Source organism: Arthrobacter sp. TJ-265, assembly GCF_058269135.1.
The window spans coordinates 24,749-42,201 of record NZ_JBZCND010000003.1; the positions used below are offsets into that span (position 1 = coordinate 24,749).

The following is a 17,453-nucleotide window of genomic DNA, read 5'->3' on the forward strand; positions in this document are numbered from 1 at the left end:
TCACAGCTCAGCCCCCTGTCCATCGCCCGCTGGAGGATAACGATGTCCGCTCCACTCCTATCGATCATCATCCTCGCGGCGATGTTCCTGATAGCCACCCTGCTGCCCATCAACATGGGGGCGCTCGCCTTCGTCGGCGCCTTCCTGCTGGGAGCCGTCGTCCTCGGCATGGACACCGACGACATCATCGCCGAATTCCCCGGCGGATTGTTCCTCACCCTGGTCGGGGTGACCTATCTCTTCGCCATCGCCCAGAACAACGGGACGATCGACCTGCTCGTGCAGGGTGCCGTGAAGCTCGTGCGCAACCGGGTGGCACTGATCCCCTGGGTGATGTTCCTGATCACCGCGGTCATCACCGCCGTCGGCGCTCTCGGCCCCGCCGCCGTCGCCATCATGGCCCCCGTGGCGCTCGGCTTCGCGGCCCGCCACAAGATCTCCCCGCTGCTCATGGGCATGATGGTGGTCCACGGCGCGCAGGCCGGCGGATTCTCACCGATCGCGGTCTACGGCGTGATCGTCAACGACATCGTGGGGGAGTCCGGGTTCGAGTACAGCCCGCTCGCTGTCTTCCTGGCGAGCTTCATCTTCAACCTGCTCATCGCGATCGTGCTGTTCGTGGTCCTCGGCGGCCGCACCCTCATGTCCTCGCGCGTCTCCCACTTCGTGGAGGAGGCCGCCGAGGCACGCCTGAACGTGAGCCCCGGGGTCCGCCGGGCCGACGTCGCCTACAAGGGGACCGGCAGCGGCACCTACGGTCCGCGCGACCCGGCGGGCGACGGCGTCGTCGCCACCAGGACCCGCGAGGACCGCGTGTCCCAGGGCGCCACCATCCTCGGCCTGATCGCCCTCGCGGTCGTCGCCCTCGGGTTCAGCGTCGACGTCGGCTTCGTCGCCATCACGGTCGCCGTCGTCCTCGCCCTGATCTCCCCCAAGGCGCAGAGCGGAGCCGTCAACAAGATCGCCTGGTCCACCGTCCTGCTCATCTGCGGCATGCTCACGTTCGTGGGCGTCCTCGAGGCCGCCGGCACCATCGACTACGTGTCCGACGGCGTCGCCAGCCTCGGCATGCCGCTCCTCGCAGCGCTGCTGATCTGCTACATCGGTGCCGTGGTGTCGGCGTTCGCGTCCTCGACGGCCATCCTCGCGGCGCTGATCCCCCTGGCCATCCCGTTCCTGGAGACCGGGGCCGTGGGCGCCGTCGGCGTGGTCTGCGCGCTCGCCGTGTCCTCCACGATCGTGGACGTCTCGCCGTTCTCCACCAACGGCGCTCTCGTCCTCGCGAACGCCCCGGAGGGAACGGACAAGGACCGCTTCTACAAGCAGATCCTCGGCTACGGCGCGATCGTCGTCGTCGCCGGTCCGCTCATCGCCTGGCTCGTCCTCGTGGTCCCCGGCTGGCTCTGAGCCGGCCCACCCGACCACCCCGCCCGACAGCACGACCACCGGAGGAACCATGACCGCCGAGACCACCGCACCGCACCCGACCGCCGGCGGGGAGCGCGGCGGACCGCTCGCCGGCCGCCTCGTCGTCGACCTCAGCAGGGCCCTCGCCGGACCGCACGCCGGGATGATGCTGGGCGACCTCGGCGCGCGCGTCATCAAGGTGGAGACTCCGGGCACCGGGGACGACACCCGCGGGTGGGGTCCGCCCTTCGTCGGCCCGGAGGAGGACCGCCAGTCCACCTACTTCCTGTCCTGCAACAGGAACAAGGAATCGATCGCCCTCGACCTCAAGAGCGAGGACGGACGGGCGGTCCTCACCGAACTGCTCCGCCGCGCGGACGTCGTCGTCGAGAACTTCAGGCCGGGGGTCCTGGACCGGCTCGGCTTCTCCACGGACGCGATGCTGGAGCTGAACCCCGGGCTGGTCATCCTCTCCATCACCGGGTTCGGGCATGACGGCCCCGAGGCGAAGCGCAGCGGCTACGACCAGATCGTGCAGGGCGAGGCGGGCCTCATGTCCGTCACCGGGCCGGACCCCGACAACCCGCAGCGCGTCGGCGTCCCCATCGCCGACCTCCTGTCCGGGATGTACGGGGCCTACGGGGCGGTCGCCGCGCTGCTGGAGCGGGAACGGACGGGCAAGGGCCAGGTGGTACGCACCTCGCTGCTCGCCGCGATCATCGGCGTCCACGCGTTCCAGGGCACCCGGACCACCGTGGCGGGCGAGGTACCGCAGGCGCAGGGCAACCACCATCCCTCGATCGCGCCCTACGGACTGTTCAACTGCCGGGGCGGCAAGGTGCAGATCAGTGTGGGCAGCGAGAAGCTGTGGGCCGCCTTCGCCGCGGCGTTCGGGCTCGACGCCGACAGGCCCGAGTTCGCCTCGAACGCAGACCGGGTGCGGAACCGGGACCTGCTGATCCGGACCGTCGAGGACGCGTTCTCCGCCTACGAGTCCGAGCCGCTCCTCACGAAGCTCAACGAGGCGGGGATCCCCGCCGGCAAGGTGCGGACGCTCGACGAGGTGTACGCCTGGGACCAGGTGCACTCCCAGGGCCTGCTCCTGGACGTCGACCACCCCGTGCTCGGCACCATCGCACTGCCCGGCCCACCCCTGCGTTTCTTCGACGGCGCCTCCGAGACGACCACCCGCAGCCACAGCGCGCCGCCGCTGCTCGACGGCGACGGCGCGGCGATCCGAGCATGGCTCGCCGCGTCGGGCAGCGACGGCTCGTGAGCGGTGAGGCCCGCGCCCGGCACCTGACCGCACGCGAACTCATCGACGCCGTCCTCGACGCCGGGTCCTTCACCTCATGGGACAGTCCCGTCCCCTCGCCCTACGCCGGTGCGAGTGCAGCGTACGAGGAGGAGCTGCGGCGGGCACGGGAGAAGAGCGGGGCGGACGAGTCGGTGCTGACCGGCGAGGGACTCATCCACGGCCGACGGGTGGCCGTCATCGTCTCGGAGTTCACCTTCCTCGCGGGTTCGATCGGCCGTGCGGCCGCGCACCGGATCACGGCCGCGGTCCGCAGGGCGACGGCGGAGGGGCTGCCCCTCCTGGCCGGTCCGGCATCGGGCGGCACCCGCATGCAGGAAGGCACGCCCGCGTTCCTCTCCATGGTGGACATCACCGGCGCCGTGCGGGCCCACCGGCAGGCCGGGCTGCCCTACCTCGTCTATCTCCGGCACCCCACCACCGGCGGCGTCATGGCGTCCTGGGGATCCCTCGGCCATGTCACGGTCGCCGAACCCGGCGCGCTGCTCGGCTTCCTGGGGCCGCGCGTCTACGAGGCGCTCTACGGGGAAGCCTTCCCGTCCGGTGTCCAGACGGCCGAGAACCTGTTCGACAAGGGACTCATCGACGCCGTCGTCCCGCCCGGCCAGCTGGCGGCGATCGTCGACACGGCACTCTCCGTGCTGCTCGCGGACCCGGCCCGCCTGCCCCCGCCGCCCCCGACCACCGCCGTCACCCCCGGCGACGGCGACGCCTGGACGTCCATCCTCGTCTCGCGCAACCGGCGGCGCCCCGACCTCCGGCGCCTGCTCGCCGCCGGAGCCCGCGACGTCCTGCCGCTCAACGGGACCGGGCAGGGCGAGAAGGACCCCGGGTTGCTGCTCGCCCTGGCCCGGTTCGGGGAGCAACCGTGCATCGTGCTCGGCCACCAGCGGCCGCGGCGCCCCGAGGACGCGGTGATGGGCCCGGCGTCGCTCCGGGAGGCGCGGCGCGGCATGAAGCTCGCCGAGGAACTGGGCCTCCCGCTGCTGACCGTCATCGACACCGCCGGCGCGGACCTGTCCCGGGAGGCCGAGGAGGGCGGACTCGCCGGGGAGATCGCCCGGTCCCTGCACGACCTCATCGGGCTCGCCTCGCCGTCGGTCTCCGTGCTGCTGGGCCAGGGGGCGGGGGGAGGCGCGCTCGCCCTGCTGCCCGCGGACAGCACCATCGCCGCCGAGCACGCCTGGCTCTCGCCGCTCCCGCCCGAGGGGGCCAGTGCGATCGTCCACCGCACGGTGGACAGGGCGCCCGGGATGGCGGAGGCCCAGGGGGTGAAGGTCGCCGCGCTCGTGGACCGGGGCGTCGTGGACCATGTGGTGGACGAGCGGCCGGACGCCGCCGAGGAGGGACGGGCGTTCTGCGAGCGGATGGCCTCGGCCATCGAGTACGAACTGGCACGCGTCAAGCGCCTGCCGGCCGATGACCGGCTGGAGCGCCGGGCCGGGAAGTACCGGGCGGGCACACCCTGACCGGAGCGCGCTCGCCGGGACGGTGAGGTGCGGAGCCTGCGATGTCAGGTGCCGGGGTGCTGCGCCCGGTAGATCTCCATCTGGCGGTGCCGGCGCTGCAGGCTGTCCCGGCGGGACGTGCTCTCGGCATCCGGCGCCTCGGCCGTCAGGTCGATGTGGCGCTCGCCGTAGTGCCACAGCAGCATGTCGTCGAGGAGCCGGTCCGGGCCGGGGGAGTACCGGTGGTCGAGGGCCTTGCGGACCGTGGTGATGGTGTCCGCCTGCAGCAGGTCGACGAGTTCCAGCGTGGTCTTCCGCCCGTGCGCTGCGAGGAGCTCGGCGGCCCACCCCCAGTTGTCGTCCGATTTCCGGTCCACGTGGGGCAGGAGCGTCTGCCAGACGTCGCGGATGCGGTTGGGTGTCAGTGGGGCGCTGCCCTCGCCGTCCTCGTCCCAGAACCCGGTGACGGTCTCGTACCGCTCGTGCAGTTCGGCGAAGGCCGATTCCACGGTTTCCAGCATGGCCGCCGTGCCCGTGAACTGGCGGTCGAAGTAGGGGCTCCAGGCCTTCGGGTTGGACGCCTTGAAGCGGATGTCGTGCTCGATCTCCGACCAGGCGTGCGCCAGGACGGTGCGCACCTGCACCTCGAAGAGATAGCTCCCCGCGGCTCTCGTCTCCGGGTCCACGGCCTGCTGGAAGCCGCGCACCACGTCGTTGTGGATGGTGCGCATGATGAGGTGGCGGCTCGAATAGCCGTACGTGCCGGACTCGATGGACCCGATGTCCTTCTCCCGGTCACCCCGGCAGTCGAACTCCTGGCGTTGCCGCTTGAGGAGGTTTGCGGCGAGGTCCACCTCGTGGGGCAGCGTGGTGATGATGCGGACCCCCACCAGATCCGTCAGGTTCCGCATCGGGTCCGGGAAGACGAGGGCGGGCGGGTCCGCAGGGTCCACGGCCGGCAGCGTGCGGGACGCCTTGTCGCGGAAGGACTCGACGGTCTTGGTGCGTGCCGTGACGAACAGGGGCCTCAAGTCCGCACCCTCGAAGATGGCGGCGATGCTGGACCGCATGGCCTCGGTGACGCGGTCCAGGGCGGGCCGGACCCGGGCGAACTCCCGCGTATGCGCCTCGACGGCAGGGCGCAGCCGCTCGTCGAGATCGTCCCACGCGCCCATGCATCCAGCCTTTCCGAGGAGAGTCTTCATCGTATCCAACCCCGGCGACCGTTACGCTTCCCCTGTGCATCGCGAGAAGACCGTGCGTCCGCCGGGACGCCGCTCCGTCCTGGCCCTGCCGGCCGCCGCCGGGGCTGCCCTCCTCGCCGCCTGCGGGATCCGCCAGGGGACCGGGTCCGGCGCCGCGGCGCCGCAGCGCTACCGCTACGGCGACGATCCGAGCCAGTTCGCGGATCTCTACCTGCCCGGCGGGGAGACCGCGGTGCGCGGCGTCGTGGTGATCATCCACGGCGGCTACTGGCGCTCCACCTACGGCGCGGAGCTCGGCGAACCCCTCGCACGGGACCTCGCCCCGCGCGGCTACGCGTGCTGGAACCTCGAGTACCGGCGGGCGGGCAACGGGGGCGGCTGGCCCGCCACGTTCGACGACGTCGCCGCGGGCATCGACCACCTCGCCGTCGCGGCCGACGACCACGGACTGGACCTGCGCTCGACGACGGCGCTCGGCCACTCCGCGGGCGGCCACCTCGCGGTGTGGGCGGCGGGGCGGTTCGCGCTCCCATCGGGTGCCCCGGGCGCCGGCACGCCGGTGGTGCCGCTCACCGCCGTCGTCAGCCAGGCCGGGGTGCTGGACCTCGCGGAGGCCCGGGCGCTCGGCCTGAGCGGCAACGCCGTGGAGAACCTGCTCGGCGCGCCCGGGGACCCGGAGCGTTATGCGCTCGCCGACCCGATGACCGTGCTCCCCCTCGAGGTCCCCGTGTACGCGGTGCACGGCACCGAGGACACCACGGTGCCGCCCAGCCAGTCGGAGGCGTACGCGGCCGCGGCCACGGCGGCGGGTGCGACGGCGGAACTCGTCCGCGTCCCGGGCGACCACTTCGCCGTCATCACGCCCGGGTCGCCGGCGTGGGAGACGATCCTTGACCGCCTCGAGGAGGCAGCCGGCCTGCCCGCCTCGGGCTGACCGGGGCCGGGTCCCTAGTTCAGGGGGAGCGTCCCTTCGGGCAGGGCCCCGCCGGCGAGCAGCTCGCGCGCCGAGTCCGCCAGCGCGGTCAGGGCGACGCGCTGCGTCCACGGGCCGTAGGAGATCCGGGCGACGCCGAGTTCCTGCAGGCGTGCGGGTGCCAGGCTGCCGGGCACGTTGATCACGCTGAGCCGCTGCGGACCGAAGGCTTCCACGAGAGCGGTCACGGCGTGCTCGTCGAGCAGGCCGGGGACGAACACGTTGGTCGCGCCGACGGCGAGGAACGCCTTGCCGCGCTCGACGGCCTCGGCCAGGACGTCCGCCGGATCGCGGTCGCCCGCCTTCACGAAGGCGTCCGTGCGGGCGTTCAGCACGAAGTCGATGCCCTCGGCCTGCCCGGCCTTCACGGCTGCCTCCATCTGCGCCACGGCGTCGGCGAGCGGGCGCATCTGGTCCTCGATGTTCGCCCCGACGATCCCCACGCCGATCGCCCGGCGCACGGTGTCCCCGGGATTGCCGTAACCGGATTCGAGGTCGGCGGACACGGGGAGCGTGGTGGCCGCGGCGATCCGCCCGACCGCCGCGATCATCTCCTCCAGGGGGATGTTCTCGCCGTCCTCGTACCCGAGCGACGCGGCGATCGAGTGGCTCGCCGTGGCGAGGGCCGTGGTGCCGGGGATGTCGGCGATGGTCCTGGCGCTGATGACGTCCCAGACGTTGACGACCTGCAGGATCTCGGGGGCGGCGTGGAGCCGGGAGAGGGTGGTGGCCCGTGCTGCGAGCCCGGTGGTGGGTGATTCAGTCATGGGGGACCTTCCGGGTACGGGAGGCGATCCAGGCGGCGGCGCCGTCGACCTCCGTGGGGTGGATTCCGTGCCCGCCCTCGCGGACGTTCCGCTGTACTTCGGCGCCGCGGCTCTCCAGGATCGCACCGAGGCGGGTCACGCTGTCGATGGGGGCCATGGCGTCGGACGCCCCGTTGAACAGGGCGACGTGCGTCCCGGTCAGGTCCGCGTCGATGGTGCGCCCGTCGAGGGGGTACATCCCCGAGAAGGCGACCGCGGAGGAGACGGCGTCCGGGTGGAGCAGCACGGCGGCGAGGGCGATGTTCGCCCCGTTCGAGAACCCGACGGCGACGAGCGGGCGGTCGGCGATGCCGTAGTGGTCCCGCGCCCAGCCGAGGAACGCGGCGAGCTCGCCCGCGCGGCGGACGACGTCGTCGACGTCGAACACGCCCTCGCCGAACCGGCGGAACCACCGGTTGAGGCCGTGCTCCTGCACCGGGCCCCGCGGCGCGAGATAGCCCGCCCCGGGCGCCAGGCGGGCGGCGAGCGGCAGGAGGTCCTGTTCGGTGCCGCCGGTGCCGTGCAGGAGCAGCAGGACGGGGGCGTCCGCTGCTCCTGCCTCGAACAGGTGCGGCCACGTCTGCGGGGTGGTCATGAGCCCGCCTTCCTGAAGAAGGCCTGGACGGCGGGGTTGTTCTCCTCCGGCAGGTCGATCGTCGCGACCGCGTGGGAGATGGCCTCGCGGTTCGGCTCGAGCCACGGCGGCAGCTTGAGGGAGCGGCCCAGTTCCAGCAGGGGTTCGTCGATGTCGAAGCCGGGGGTGTCCGTTGCGATCTCCAGCAGGGTTCCGCCGGGTTCGCGGAAATAGATCGAGGTGAAGTACTGGCGATCGAGGATGGCCGTCACCGCGTACCCGCGCTCGGCGAGTTCCTGGCGCCACACCTCCTGGGTCTGCCGGTCGGGAACGCGGAAGGCGATGTGGTGCACCGTCCCCCCGGCCACGAGACCGCGCTCGCCGCGGGAGTCGGTGACGACGTCGACGACGGTACCGGGCTCCCCGGCATGGGTGCTGAGACGGTAGCGGCCGTCCTTCTCGGCGAGGACCGTCATGCCGAGATCACGTGTGAAGGTCTCGAGCGTACGGGCGGGGTCCTGGACCGTGAGGACCGAGGAGTGCTGGCCTCGCACGGCGTACTCGGCCGGGACGGAGGCGGAGTCCCACGGGTCGCGGGGGTCGGAGACGGAGGAGGCCACGAGGTCGATCTGCAGGCCGTCGGGGTCGCGGAGGGACAGGCGCTCCTCCTCGGACGAGGCGCGGGCGATGGTCGACTCGACGCCGATCGCCTTGAAGTGTTCCTGCCACCAGCCGAGGGTGCCCTGCGGCACGGAGAACGCGGTGGTGGTGGACTGCCCGCTGCCCACGCGGCCGCTGCGGATGCCCTGCCAAGGGAAGAAGGTGAGGAGGGAGCCGGGGCGGCCGGCCTCGTCGCCGTAGTAGAGGTGGTACGTCCCCGGATCGTCGAAGTTCACCGTCTTCTTGACCAGGCGCAGTCCCAGGCCCCTGATGTAGAAGTCGATGTTCTTCTGCGGGTCACCCGCGATCGCGGTGACGTGGTGGAGACCTTCGGTTCGTGCGGTCACGCTGTCCTCCTGGGTTCGGACCGGCCTTCCATCCACCGGCTTGTCCATGCAAACACATGTATCGGACTATTTGTTCCGGCCCTCGTGGTCCCCGCCCGGGCCCCCGGTCCCCCTGCCGGGCGTCGTGCGCACTCGGGAGGCTGTGGCATCCTGTGAGCATGGCAGCGAAAGAGCGGTTCCCGGGGTGGGTTCACCGTACCGCCGCCGAGGTGATCGGGTGGACCCTCGTGGTGGTGGGGATCGCCGCCCTCGTCCTGCCCGGCCCCGGGCTCCTGATGCTCGCCGCGGGCCTCGCCGTCCTCTCACGGCACTACCACTGGGCACGGCGGTACCTGAAGCCGCTGAAGGAGAACGCCTTCCATGCCGCAGCCCTCGGGGTGAAGACGATTCCGCGGATCACGGCGAGCTGCATGAGCTCGTTCGTGATCATGACCCTCGGCGTGGTCTGGATCGTGGAACCCACCACGCCCGGCTGGTGGTTCCTCGCGGACAAGTGGTGGCTCTTCGGCGGCACGGGCACGGGGATCAGCCTGATCCTCTCGTCGATGATCGCGCTCGCCCTGATCGTCTACAGCGTGCGGCGCTTCAGGGGCCGGCCGATACCGCCGCGGCCGTCGATCCTCCCCTGGCACTCGAGGTAGGACGACGGGAGAGCCCCGGCCCTCCGCGACCGCGGCTGGTACGTTGAACGGGTGCTCACCGTAATCGGGGAAACCCTCATCGACGAAGTCGTCAGCGACACCGCGTCCATGCGCGCGCACGTGGGAGGCAGTCCCATGAACGTGGCCGTGGGCCTCGCGCGCCTCGGCCATCCCGCCCAGTTCGTCGGCCGGTACGGCGACGACGACTACGGGCGGATGATCCAGCAGCACCTCCGCGACAACGCGGTGCCCTTCCCCGTCCGGCCGGACGCCGCTCCCACGAGCGTCGCGACCGCGCGCCTGGACCCCGCGGGGGGTGCGTCCTACGACTTCCAACTGGTTTGGGACCTCCCGGGACTGGCCCGGCAGAAGGACACACTCCTCGACGGGTCCACCCTGCTGCACACCGGCTCCATCGCGACCATGCTCGCCCCGGGGGCGGACGACGTCCTGGCCCTCGTGACGAGCGCCCATCCCCTGGTCACCGTCACCTACGATCCCAACTGCCGGCCGACCATCATCCGCGACGCGGTGTTCGCCCGGCAGCAGGCCGAGAAGTTCGTGGCGCTCGCCGACGTCGTCAAGGCCTCCGACGAGGACCTCCAGTGGCTCTACCCCGACCGCACGCCCGAGGAGTCGGCGCGTGCCTGGCTGGACGCCGGTCCCGCCGTCGTCGTCGTGACACGCGGCTCGAAGGGCCCGTGGGGCGTCTGCCGTGCGGGCGAGGTGTCCGTCCCCGCCCCGCCCACGTCCGTGGTGGACACCGTCGGCGCCGGGGACTCGTTCATGGCGGCCCTCCTGGGCTCGCTCGTGGATTCCGGGCTCGACGGCGCCCATCACCGCGACGAGCTGCTCCGAATCACCCGTGACCAGCTGACCGGGATGCTGCAGTACGCGGCCCGCGCCGCGGCCATCACGGTGTCCCGCCCGGGAGCGAACCCGCCCACGCGGGACGAGATGGTCCACGCCGCGTGAGGACCCCGACCGACGACCAGAGGAGCACGCGATGACCCGCGATCCGTACGCAGACCTTCCGCAGGTCCCCGAGTTCGAACTCACCAGCGAGACCGTCACTGACCGCGCCCCCCTCGACGCCGCGCAGGCATCCGGGATGATGGGGGCGGGCGGCAAGGACGAGTCGCCGCAGCTCGCCTGGAGCGGCTTCCCCGAGGGCACCCGGAGCTTCGCGGTCACGGTCTACGACCCGGACGCGCCGACCGCGAGCGGCTTCTGGCACTGGGCGGTCGCGAACCTGCCCGTGAGCACCACGTGGCTGCCCTCCGGCGCGGGAACGGAGGGTTCCGGCCTGCTGCCGGAGGGTGCCGTGCAGCTGCGGAACGACGGCGGGTTCCCCGGTTTCGTGGGCGCCGCGCCCCCCGAGGGGCATGGGCCGCACCACTACCACGTGGTGGTCCACGCCGTGGATGTCGAGTCGCTGGACATCTCCGCCGACGCCAGCCCCGCCTACCTCGGTTTCAACCTGTTCTCCCACACCCTCGGCCGCGCCCGCCTGACCGGCACGTACGAGCAGTAGCGGCCCCGCCGCCGAGCCCCTGCAGGTGACTGTCCGGCGCCGGTAGGGTGGAGGTCCCGAACCTGAAGGAGTGGACGATGCGCCTCGTGGCGAGCGACATGGACGGCACCGTCGTCGGGCATGACGGCAGGATGAGCGAGCGCACCATCCGTGCGTTCCGTGCCTGCGTGGAGGCCGGGGTGGACGTCGTCTTCGTCACGGGCCGTCCGCCACGCTGGCTCCAGCCCCTCCGTGACCAGCTCGGGCATACGGGGACGGTCATCTGCTCCAACGGCGCCCTGACGTACGACCTCGAGTCGGAGCGCGTGCTCGACGCGAAGCTCCTCGCACCCGAGAACATCTATGCCGCCCGCGACATCATCCGGAAGCTCTTCCCGGCGGCGACCTTCGCGGCCGAGACCGTGTCGGGATTCAAGGTGGAGTCGGGTTTCGCCGACCCCTCCACGGCCGAACTGCTCGGTGGCCTCACGGCCCAGGCCTTCGAGGAGTCCCTGCCCGGCGAGGACATCGTGAAGTTCCTCGCACGGGAGAGGGCCGTCTCGCCCGACCACTTCCTGGCCGTCGTCCGGCCCGCCGTCGCACACCTGGTCTCCACGACCCACTCCGCACCCACGATGGCCCTGCTCGAGATGGCCCTGCCGGAGATCAACAAGTCCGTCACCCTCGCGCAGTACGCGGCGGCACGCGGGATCGACGCCGCCGACGTCGTCGCCTTCGGGGACATGCCCAACGACGTCCAGATGCTCGACTGGGCGGGCCACGGGTACGCGATGGCCTCCGGGCACCCCGACGCGCTCGCCGCCGCGAACCTCGTGGCCCCCGCGTTCGACGAGGACGGCGTGGCGCAGATCCTGGAGCAACGGCTTGCGGCGCTCCGCACGGCCTGACACGGGCCGCTATCCCTATCTCGACAACGCGGCGGGATCCCCTCCCCGGCCGCGGCCGATCGCGCTGTCCCACCGGGGCTTCGCCCCCGACGGCGGGGAGAACACGCTGGACGCCTTCGAACGCGCCGTCGCCCTGGGCTTCCGGTACCTCGAGATCGACGTCCATGCCTCGAGCGACGGCGTCGTCATGGTCTTCCACGACGACGTCCTCGACCGCGTCACCGGGGACCGCGGCCCGGTCGCGGCGCGGACCGCGCAGGAACTGGGCCGGCTGTCGGTCGGTGGGGGCGGGGGGATCCCGACGCTCGAGGCCGTCCTGCTGCGCTGGCCGGAGGTGCGCCTCAACGTCGACGTGAAGAGCGACACCTGCGTGCGGCCCTTCGCGGACCTCATCAACCGCCACGCCGCCCACGACCGCGTGCTCGTCGCGTCCTTCTCCGACCGGCGGAGGCGGGCGGTCCTGCGCCTGCTCGACCGGCCGACGGCGTCGTCGGCGGGGATGGCGGTCAACGCGCTCCTGAGGATCGCCGCGCCGCTGGGCCTGGCCGGACCGGTCGCCCGGGCGGCCCGGGTCCACGCGCTGCAGCTCCCCGAGACGTACCGCGGCGTGCGGGTCGTGACGCGGGGCTTCGTCCGGCGCTGCGAGGACGCGGGTCTGCAGGTGCACGTCTGGACGGTCAACGAGCGAGCCGGGATGGACCGGTTGCTGGACCTCGGCGTCCACGGGATCGTGTCCGATGCCGCGGACGTCCTCGCCGAGTGCATGGGCGAGAGGGCCGTCTGGCCGCAGGGGCGCCCGCCGGACTGAGCCGGTCGGCGTCGAATGCCGCGGGACCCGTGCGTCGGCGCGGGTGCGCAGCTGTGGTGGGTGGCGCGGCTCGGCACCCGCCGTACGTGCGCATCGAAGGCGGCTGTGCCCGGTGCACGGCTAGAGCTCGAGGACCGGGTCCGTCAGCGTCTTCAGGTAGTGCAGTGCGGCGGGGGCGTACGCGCGCATGGCGTCGTCGTCGGCATGGACCAGCAGGCGCAGCCAGGAGCCGTACCGGTGGATGCCCGCCAGCGTCAGGGCGGGTCCGACGGCGGCCCGCAGCTCCGGCAACGCCGCGTGGTCGGTCCAGCGTTCGAGGTAGGCCGTGACGACGGACCGGATCCGCGGGTCCTCCGGAGTGGTGTTCCACTGCTCCCGCATCTGCGTGATGGGCACGAGCAGGGCGCTGAACGGGTGTGCCCAGTAGGCGTCCGCGAAGTCGAAGAACCGCAGCGGCTCGACGTTCGTGCCGGGCAGGAAGCAGTTCCGCGCGTGCAGGTCGTTGTGGTCGAGGGACAGCGGCACCGGGACGGCGCGCAGCGCGTCGACGGCGCGGTGGACGGCCGGCAGGCGGCGCACGACGTCGTCGGCCTCCTCCGCGGACAGGTACATGGGGTGTTCGGCCGGCAGCCCCGTGTGCAGGAGCAGCTGGTTCTCGACGAAGTTCGCCGCCACCTCGGGATTCATGGTGACGAGGCCTGCCTCGGCGAGCCGTTCGCCGTGCGGGGCGGCGATCCGCTGCAGGTCCGCGAAGTCGGTGGTGATGCGGACCCATGCCGCGGCGTCGTCCGATCCGAGGCTGTCGAGCGTCGCGCCGTGGTCCGCCGTCAGCATCCATCCGCGGGAGGGTTCGATCGCGAGCGGGGCCATGACGTGGTCCGGCGCCAGTTCGCCGAGCAGGGACAGGATCGAGGCCTCCGCGAGCTGGCCCAGGTTGTTCTCCTTGAACCAGAGCGTGCCGTGGTCCGTGGGGACCGTGAGCTGCGTCGACCAGAAGCGCAGGCGCGGCTGGTCGGTGGGACCCGTGCGGGTCACGCCGAACGATTCCAGCACCAGGTCGATCCACTGTTCGGCCTGCTGCCGCCATGCGGGGGAGGCCCACACCTCGCGCGGAGTGTTCATCGGGTGCAGGAGGCGGTGGAGGGGTGCATGGATCCCATCTTCGCACCGGTCACGGGTCAGCCCAGCTTCGAGGGCCGTGTTCCGTGGTCGCTCGATTCGAGCTCTTCCGGCCCGGCGACGTGCTCGCTCCCGCGCGCCCGCGCGATCGCCGTCATGCCGTGGAAGATGATGAGCGCGGCGGCTGTACCGAGGGCGATCCCCGCGAAGGTCAGGTCACCGATCACCCAGGTGAAGTCCGCGATGCCGATGACCAGGGCCACCCCGGCCGTCGACAGGTTGATGGGGTTGGAGAAGTTGACCTGGTTCTGGACCCAGATACGGACGCCGAGGATGCCGATCATGCCGTAGAGGACCACGCCGGCTCCGCCGAGTACCCCGGCGGGGACGGTCGCGATGAGCGCGCCGAACTTCGGGAACAGGCTCAGGAGGATCGCGACGATGCCGGCCACCCAGTACGCGGCCGTCGAGTAGACGCGGGACGCCGCCATCACGCCGATGTTCTCGGCGTAGGTCGTGGTTCCCGACCCGCCAGCGGACCCGGCGACCATGGTCGCGAGGCCGTCCGCCATGAGGGCCCGTCCGGTGTACGGGTCGAGGTCCCGCCCCGTCATCGCGGCCACCGACTTCACGTGGCCGATGTTCTCGGCGACCAGCACGAGGACCACGGGGATGAAGAGCCCGACGACGGAGAGGTGGAACTCCGGGGCGGCGAACTCCGGGAGGCCGATCCACGCGGCGCTGCCGATCGCGGCGAAGTCCACCTCGCCGCGGACCATCGCGACGGCGTACCCGGCGAGCACGCCGACGAGGATCGACAGGCGCCCGAGGATGCCCTTGAACAGCACCGTGACGAGCAGGATCGAGATCACCGTGACCAGTGCGGTCAGGGGCGCCTGCTCGAAGCTCGCCTTCGCGGTCGGCGCGAGGTTGAGCCCGATCAGCGCCACGATGGCACCCGTGACGACGGGCGGCATGGCCACCTGGATCCACCGGGTACCCGCCGTATGGACGACCAGGCCGATCAGCGCGAGGGCCGCACCGGCCATGATGATGCCGCCGAGCGCGCCCGCTGCCCCGTGCTGGGACTGGGCCGCCGCGATCGGGGCGATGAACGCGAAGCTCGACCCCAGGTAGCTCGGCACCCGCCCGGCGGTGATCACCAGGAACAGGATGGTCCCGATCCCCGAGAAGAGCAGGGTGGTCGACGGCGGGAACCCGGTGATGAGCGGGACGAGGAAGGTCGCGCCGAACATCGCGACGACGTGCTGGGCGCCGATGCCGATGGTCCTGGGCCAGGTCAGGCGTTCCTCCGGAGCGACGAATCCGCCCGGCCGGACGTTCTTCCCGTCACCGTGGAGGGTCCAGCCGATGCCTCGTGCACTCATGGGTATGCCTTCCAAAGCGGGTCGGGGTTCCGGGAAAGTTTACCGGGAGCGTGGGGCCGGGATGTTACGTTGCTTGTTCCGGAGGAAGAGGCACGCATGGGATTCACGGTTCGGGGGCGCATCGTCCTGGTCACGGGTGCCGGCATGGGCATGGGCAGGTTGTACGCCGAACGCGCGGCGAGGGAGGGTGCGGCCGCCGTCGTGCTGTGGGACGTGGACGGCCGCGCCCTCGAGGACGTGGTCGCGGGCCTCGCCTCGAGCGCTGCCTCCGTGCACAGCTATGTGGTCGACGTGGCGTCCGTGGAGTCCGTCCAGGCGGCCGCGGGCGCCGTCCTCGACGAGGTCGGCGTGCCGGACGTCCTGGTGAACAACGCCGGGATCGTGCGCGGGAAGTACTTCTGGGAGCACGACCACCACGCGGACATCGATCTCACGCTGCGCATCAACACCGGCGGGCCCATGCACGTGACGCGCGCGTTCCTGCCCGCGATGATGGAACGCGGCACGCCCGCGCGGATCCTCAACGTCGCCTCCGCCTCCGGCACGCTGGCCGTGCCCCGCATGAGCGTCTACGCGGCCTCGAAGTGGGCGGTCATCGGCTGGAGCGACTCGCTGCGCCTGGAACTGGTCTCCACGGGCCACCCCATCGGCGTCACCACGCTCATCCCGAGCTACATCAGGACCGGCATGTTCGACGGCGCCCGCGGCCCGCTCATGACACCCCTGATGGAGCCGGAGTACGTCGTCGACAAGGCATGGCGCGCCACGCTGGCCGGCCGGGCCCGCGTCCAGCTGCCCTGGACGGTGCAGCTCGCCGGGATCCTCCGCAATATCCTGCCGCAGCCGGTCTGGGACGTCGTGGCGGGCCGGGTCTTCAGGGTGTACAGCTCCATGGACGGATTCACCGGGCGCCCGAGCACCGCCCCCGATCAGGAGGGCGCCCGATGAGCACCGACACGCACGTGACGGACGCCGCGGGACTGCTGGCGGACCGGCGACGATACTTCGACACGGGCGTCACGCGCCCCGCGGCGTGGCGCCGTGGACAGCTGAGCGCCCTGCGCCGGCTGCTCTCCGAGCGGGCGGACGACCTCACGACGGCCCTCGAGGAGGACCTCGGCAAGAGCCGCACGGAGGCGTTCCTCGCCGAGGTCGCCTCCGTGCGAGCCGAGGTCGACTTCGCCCTGAAGCACCTGGACCGATGGATGGTGCCCGAGAAGGTCGGCGTGCCCGCCGGGCTGCTCCCGGCCCGGGCATGGACGCAGGCCCGACCGCTCGGCGTCGTGCTGATCATCGGGCCGTGGAACTACCCGGCCCAGCTCGTGCTGGCGCCCCTCGTCGGGGCGCTCGCCGCAGGCAACGCCGCCGTGCTCAAGCCCAGCGAACTCGCCGGCGCGACGTCCCGCACGCTCGCCCGCCTCGTGCCGGAGTACCTGGACCCGGAGGCCGTCACGGTCGTCGAGGGCGGCGTCGAGGCCAGCACGGCGCTGCTCGGACAGCCGTTCGACCACATCTTCTACACCGGGGGTGAGCGCGTCGGCAGGATCGTCATGAGGGCCGCGGCCGAACACCTGACGCCGGTGACCCTGGAGCTGGGCGGGAAGTCGCCCGCCGTCGTCGTGGGCGGGGACCTCCGCGCCGCGGCCCGAAGGATCGCACTCGGCAAGTTCATGAACGCGGGGCAGACGTGCGTGGCCCCCGACTACATCCTGACGACGCCGGACGCCGCACCGGAACTGGCCGCAGCGCTGGCGGACACCGTCCGGGACTTCTACGGGAGCGACCCGCTGACGTCCCGCGACTACGGGCGGATCATCAATGAGCACCACTTCGACCGCCTCGTGGGCCTGCTGGCGGACGGCACCGTGGTCTCGGGCGGACGGCACGAGCGCGCCGAGCGGTACATCGAGCCGACCATCCTGCGCGACGTCGACCCCTCGTCCGCCCTCATGCAGGAGGAGATCTTCGGGCCGCTGCTGCCGATCCTCGAGGTCGAGGACCTCGACGCCGCGATCCGCTTCATCGGCGCCCGCCCGCACCCGCTCGCCGCCTACCTGTTCAGCGACCGCGACGAGCACCTGCGCGCGTTCAGGGAGCGCGTCCAGGCCGGGGGGATCGCCCACAACGTCTGCACCATCCAGGTCGCGGTCCCCGGCCTGCCGTTCGGTGGCGTCGGCGCGAGCGGGACGGGCAGCTACCACGGGCGGCAGTCCTTCCGGACCTTCAGCCATCTGCAGCCGGTCTTCTCCAAGCCCACCGGGGTGGATACGCTACGGCTCGCGTACCCACCCTTCGGGCCGATCAAGCGGAAACTGCTGAGCCTGCTGCTGTAGCACCAGGG

Annotated in this window: 17 protein-coding genes; 11 read left to right on the forward strand and 6 right to left on the reverse strand. The window is 71.8% G+C overall.

Going from position 1 to position 17,453, the window contains the following annotated elements; all coding sequences use genetic code 11:
* The first annotated feature begins 42 nt into the window (after positions 1 to 42).
* From AC4D2E_RS11685 to AC4D2E_RS11695, 3 genes are read left to right on the forward strand one after another with little or no spacing between them, the layout of a single operon-like run.
* On the forward strand, positions 43 to 1,407 hold the full coding sequence (locus tag AC4D2E_RS11685) for an SLC13 family permease (protein ID WP_490952738.1): 1,365 nt from the start codon (positions 43 to 45) through the stop codon (positions 1,405 to 1,407).
* A gap of 49 nt (positions 1,408 to 1,456) precedes the next feature.
* A complete protein-coding gene (locus AC4D2E_RS11690) occupies positions 1,457 to 2,683 on the forward strand; it encodes a CaiB/BaiF CoA transferase family protein (RefSeq protein ID WP_490952739.1) in 1,227 nt (408 codons plus the stop codon).
* Entirely contained in the window at positions 2,650 to 4,191 is a 1,542-nt protein-coding gene (locus AC4D2E_RS11695) for a carboxyl transferase domain-containing protein (protein ID WP_490952740.1), read from the forward strand. Before AC4D2E_RS11690 ends, AC4D2E_RS11695 begins: the two co-directional genes overlap by 34 nt.
* A 44-nt stretch (positions 4,192 to 4,235) precedes the next feature.
* Here the strand turns inward: AC4D2E_RS11695 and AC4D2E_RS11700 are convergent, their stop codons facing one another.
* The gene (locus AC4D2E_RS11700; protein WP_490911520.1) at positions 4,236 to 5,345 is read right to left on the reverse strand and encodes a GTP pyrophosphokinase; all 1,110 of its coding nucleotides are present in this window, start codon (positions 5,343 to 5,345) and stop codon (positions 4,236 to 4,238) included.
* A gap of 157 nt (positions 5,346 to 5,502) precedes the next feature.
* Here AC4D2E_RS11700 and AC4D2E_RS11705 point away from each other — a divergent pair, with 157 nt between their 5' ends.
* The gene (locus AC4D2E_RS11705; protein ID WP_490952963.1) at positions 5,503 to 6,309 is read left to right on the forward strand and encodes an alpha/beta hydrolase; all 807 of its coding nucleotides are present in this window, start codon (positions 5,503 to 5,505) and stop codon (positions 6,307 to 6,309) included.
* Between the two features lie 14 nt (positions 6,310 to 6,323).
* On the opposite strand, the gene AC4D2E_RS11710 is transcribed toward AC4D2E_RS11705, so the two are convergent.
* The 3 genes from AC4D2E_RS11710 to AC4D2E_RS11720 are packed head-to-tail and all read right to left on the reverse strand — an operon-like array spanning position 6,324 to position 8,735.
* Positions 6,324 to 7,115 (reverse strand): isocitrate lyase/PEP mutase family protein, encoded by a 792-nt coding sequence (locus tag AC4D2E_RS11710; RefSeq protein WP_490952741.1) that lies wholly within the window; start codon positions 7,113 to 7,115, stop codon positions 6,324 to 6,326.
* Positions 7,108 to 7,749: an alpha/beta hydrolase gene (locus tag AC4D2E_RS11715; RefSeq protein ID WP_490952742.1), complete on the reverse strand. Its 642-nt coding sequence runs from the start codon at positions 7,747 to 7,749 to the stop codon at positions 7,108 to 7,110. Before AC4D2E_RS11715 ends, AC4D2E_RS11710 begins: the two co-directional genes overlap by 8 nt.
* The gene (locus AC4D2E_RS11720) at positions 7,746 to 8,735 is read right to left on the reverse strand and encodes a ring-cleaving dioxygenase (protein WP_490952743.1); all 990 of its coding nucleotides are present in this window, start codon (positions 8,733 to 8,735) and stop codon (positions 7,746 to 7,748) included. The genes AC4D2E_RS11715 and AC4D2E_RS11720 overlap by 4 nt, the downstream gene beginning before the upstream one ends.
* Before the next feature lie 158 nt (positions 8,736 to 8,893).
* On the opposite strand from AC4D2E_RS11720, the gene AC4D2E_RS11725 reads away from it, so the two are divergent.
* From AC4D2E_RS11725 to AC4D2E_RS11745, 5 genes are all read left to right on the forward strand, one after another.
* Positions 8,894 to 9,376, forward strand: coding sequence for a PGPGW domain-containing protein (locus tag AC4D2E_RS11725; protein WP_104167493.1), 483 nt, complete (start codon positions 8,894 to 8,896; stop codon positions 9,374 to 9,376).
* A gap of 51 nt (positions 9,377 to 9,427) precedes the next feature.
* Positions 9,428 to 10,351, forward strand: a complete 924-nt coding sequence (locus AC4D2E_RS11730; protein ID WP_490952744.1) for a carbohydrate kinase family protein — start codon at positions 9,428 to 9,430, stop codon at positions 10,349 to 10,351.
* Positions 10,352 to 10,382: 31 nt separating this feature from the next.
* Complete coding sequence (locus tag AC4D2E_RS11735) at positions 10,383 to 10,910, forward strand: YbhB/YbcL family Raf kinase inhibitor-like protein (protein WP_490952745.1); 528 nt, start codon at positions 10,383 to 10,385, stop codon at positions 10,908 to 10,910.
* Between the two features lie 77 nt (positions 10,911 to 10,987).
* Complete coding sequence (locus AC4D2E_RS11740; RefSeq protein ID WP_104168182.1) at positions 10,988 to 11,797, forward strand: HAD family hydrolase; 810 nt, start codon at positions 10,988 to 10,990, stop codon at positions 11,795 to 11,797.
* Complete coding sequence (locus AC4D2E_RS11745; protein WP_490952746.1) at positions 11,775 to 12,605, forward strand: glycerophosphodiester phosphodiesterase family protein; 831 nt, start codon at positions 11,775 to 11,777, stop codon at positions 12,603 to 12,605. The genes AC4D2E_RS11740 and AC4D2E_RS11745 overlap by 23 nt, the downstream gene beginning before the upstream one ends.
* A 120-nt stretch (positions 12,606 to 12,725) precedes the next feature.
* Here the strand turns inward: AC4D2E_RS11745 and AC4D2E_RS11750 are convergent, their stop codons facing one another.
* Positions 12,726 to 13,727, reverse strand: a complete 1,002-nt coding sequence (locus tag AC4D2E_RS11750; RefSeq protein ID WP_490952747.1) for a phosphotransferase family protein — start codon at positions 13,725 to 13,727, stop codon at positions 12,726 to 12,728.
* A 56-nt stretch (positions 13,728 to 13,783) separates the two neighbouring features.
* Positions 13,784 to 15,112, reverse strand: a complete 1,329-nt coding sequence (locus tag AC4D2E_RS11755) for a uracil-xanthine permease family protein (protein ID WP_490952748.1) — start codon at positions 15,110 to 15,112, stop codon at positions 13,784 to 13,786.
* Positions 15,113 to 15,208: 96 nt separating this feature from the next.
* Between AC4D2E_RS11755 and AC4D2E_RS11760 the strand changes: the two genes are divergently transcribed.
* Positions 15,209 to 16,060, forward strand: a complete 852-nt coding sequence (locus AC4D2E_RS11760; protein WP_490911505.1) for an SDR family NAD(P)-dependent oxidoreductase — start codon at positions 15,209 to 15,211, stop codon at positions 16,058 to 16,060.
* Positions 16,057 to 17,445, forward strand: coding sequence for an aldehyde dehydrogenase family protein (locus AC4D2E_RS11765; protein WP_490911504.1), 1,389 nt, complete (start codon positions 16,057 to 16,059; stop codon positions 17,443 to 17,445). The genes AC4D2E_RS11760 and AC4D2E_RS11765 overlap by 4 nt, the downstream gene beginning before the upstream one ends.
* The last annotated feature ends 8 nt before the right edge of the window (positions 17,446 to 17,453 follow it).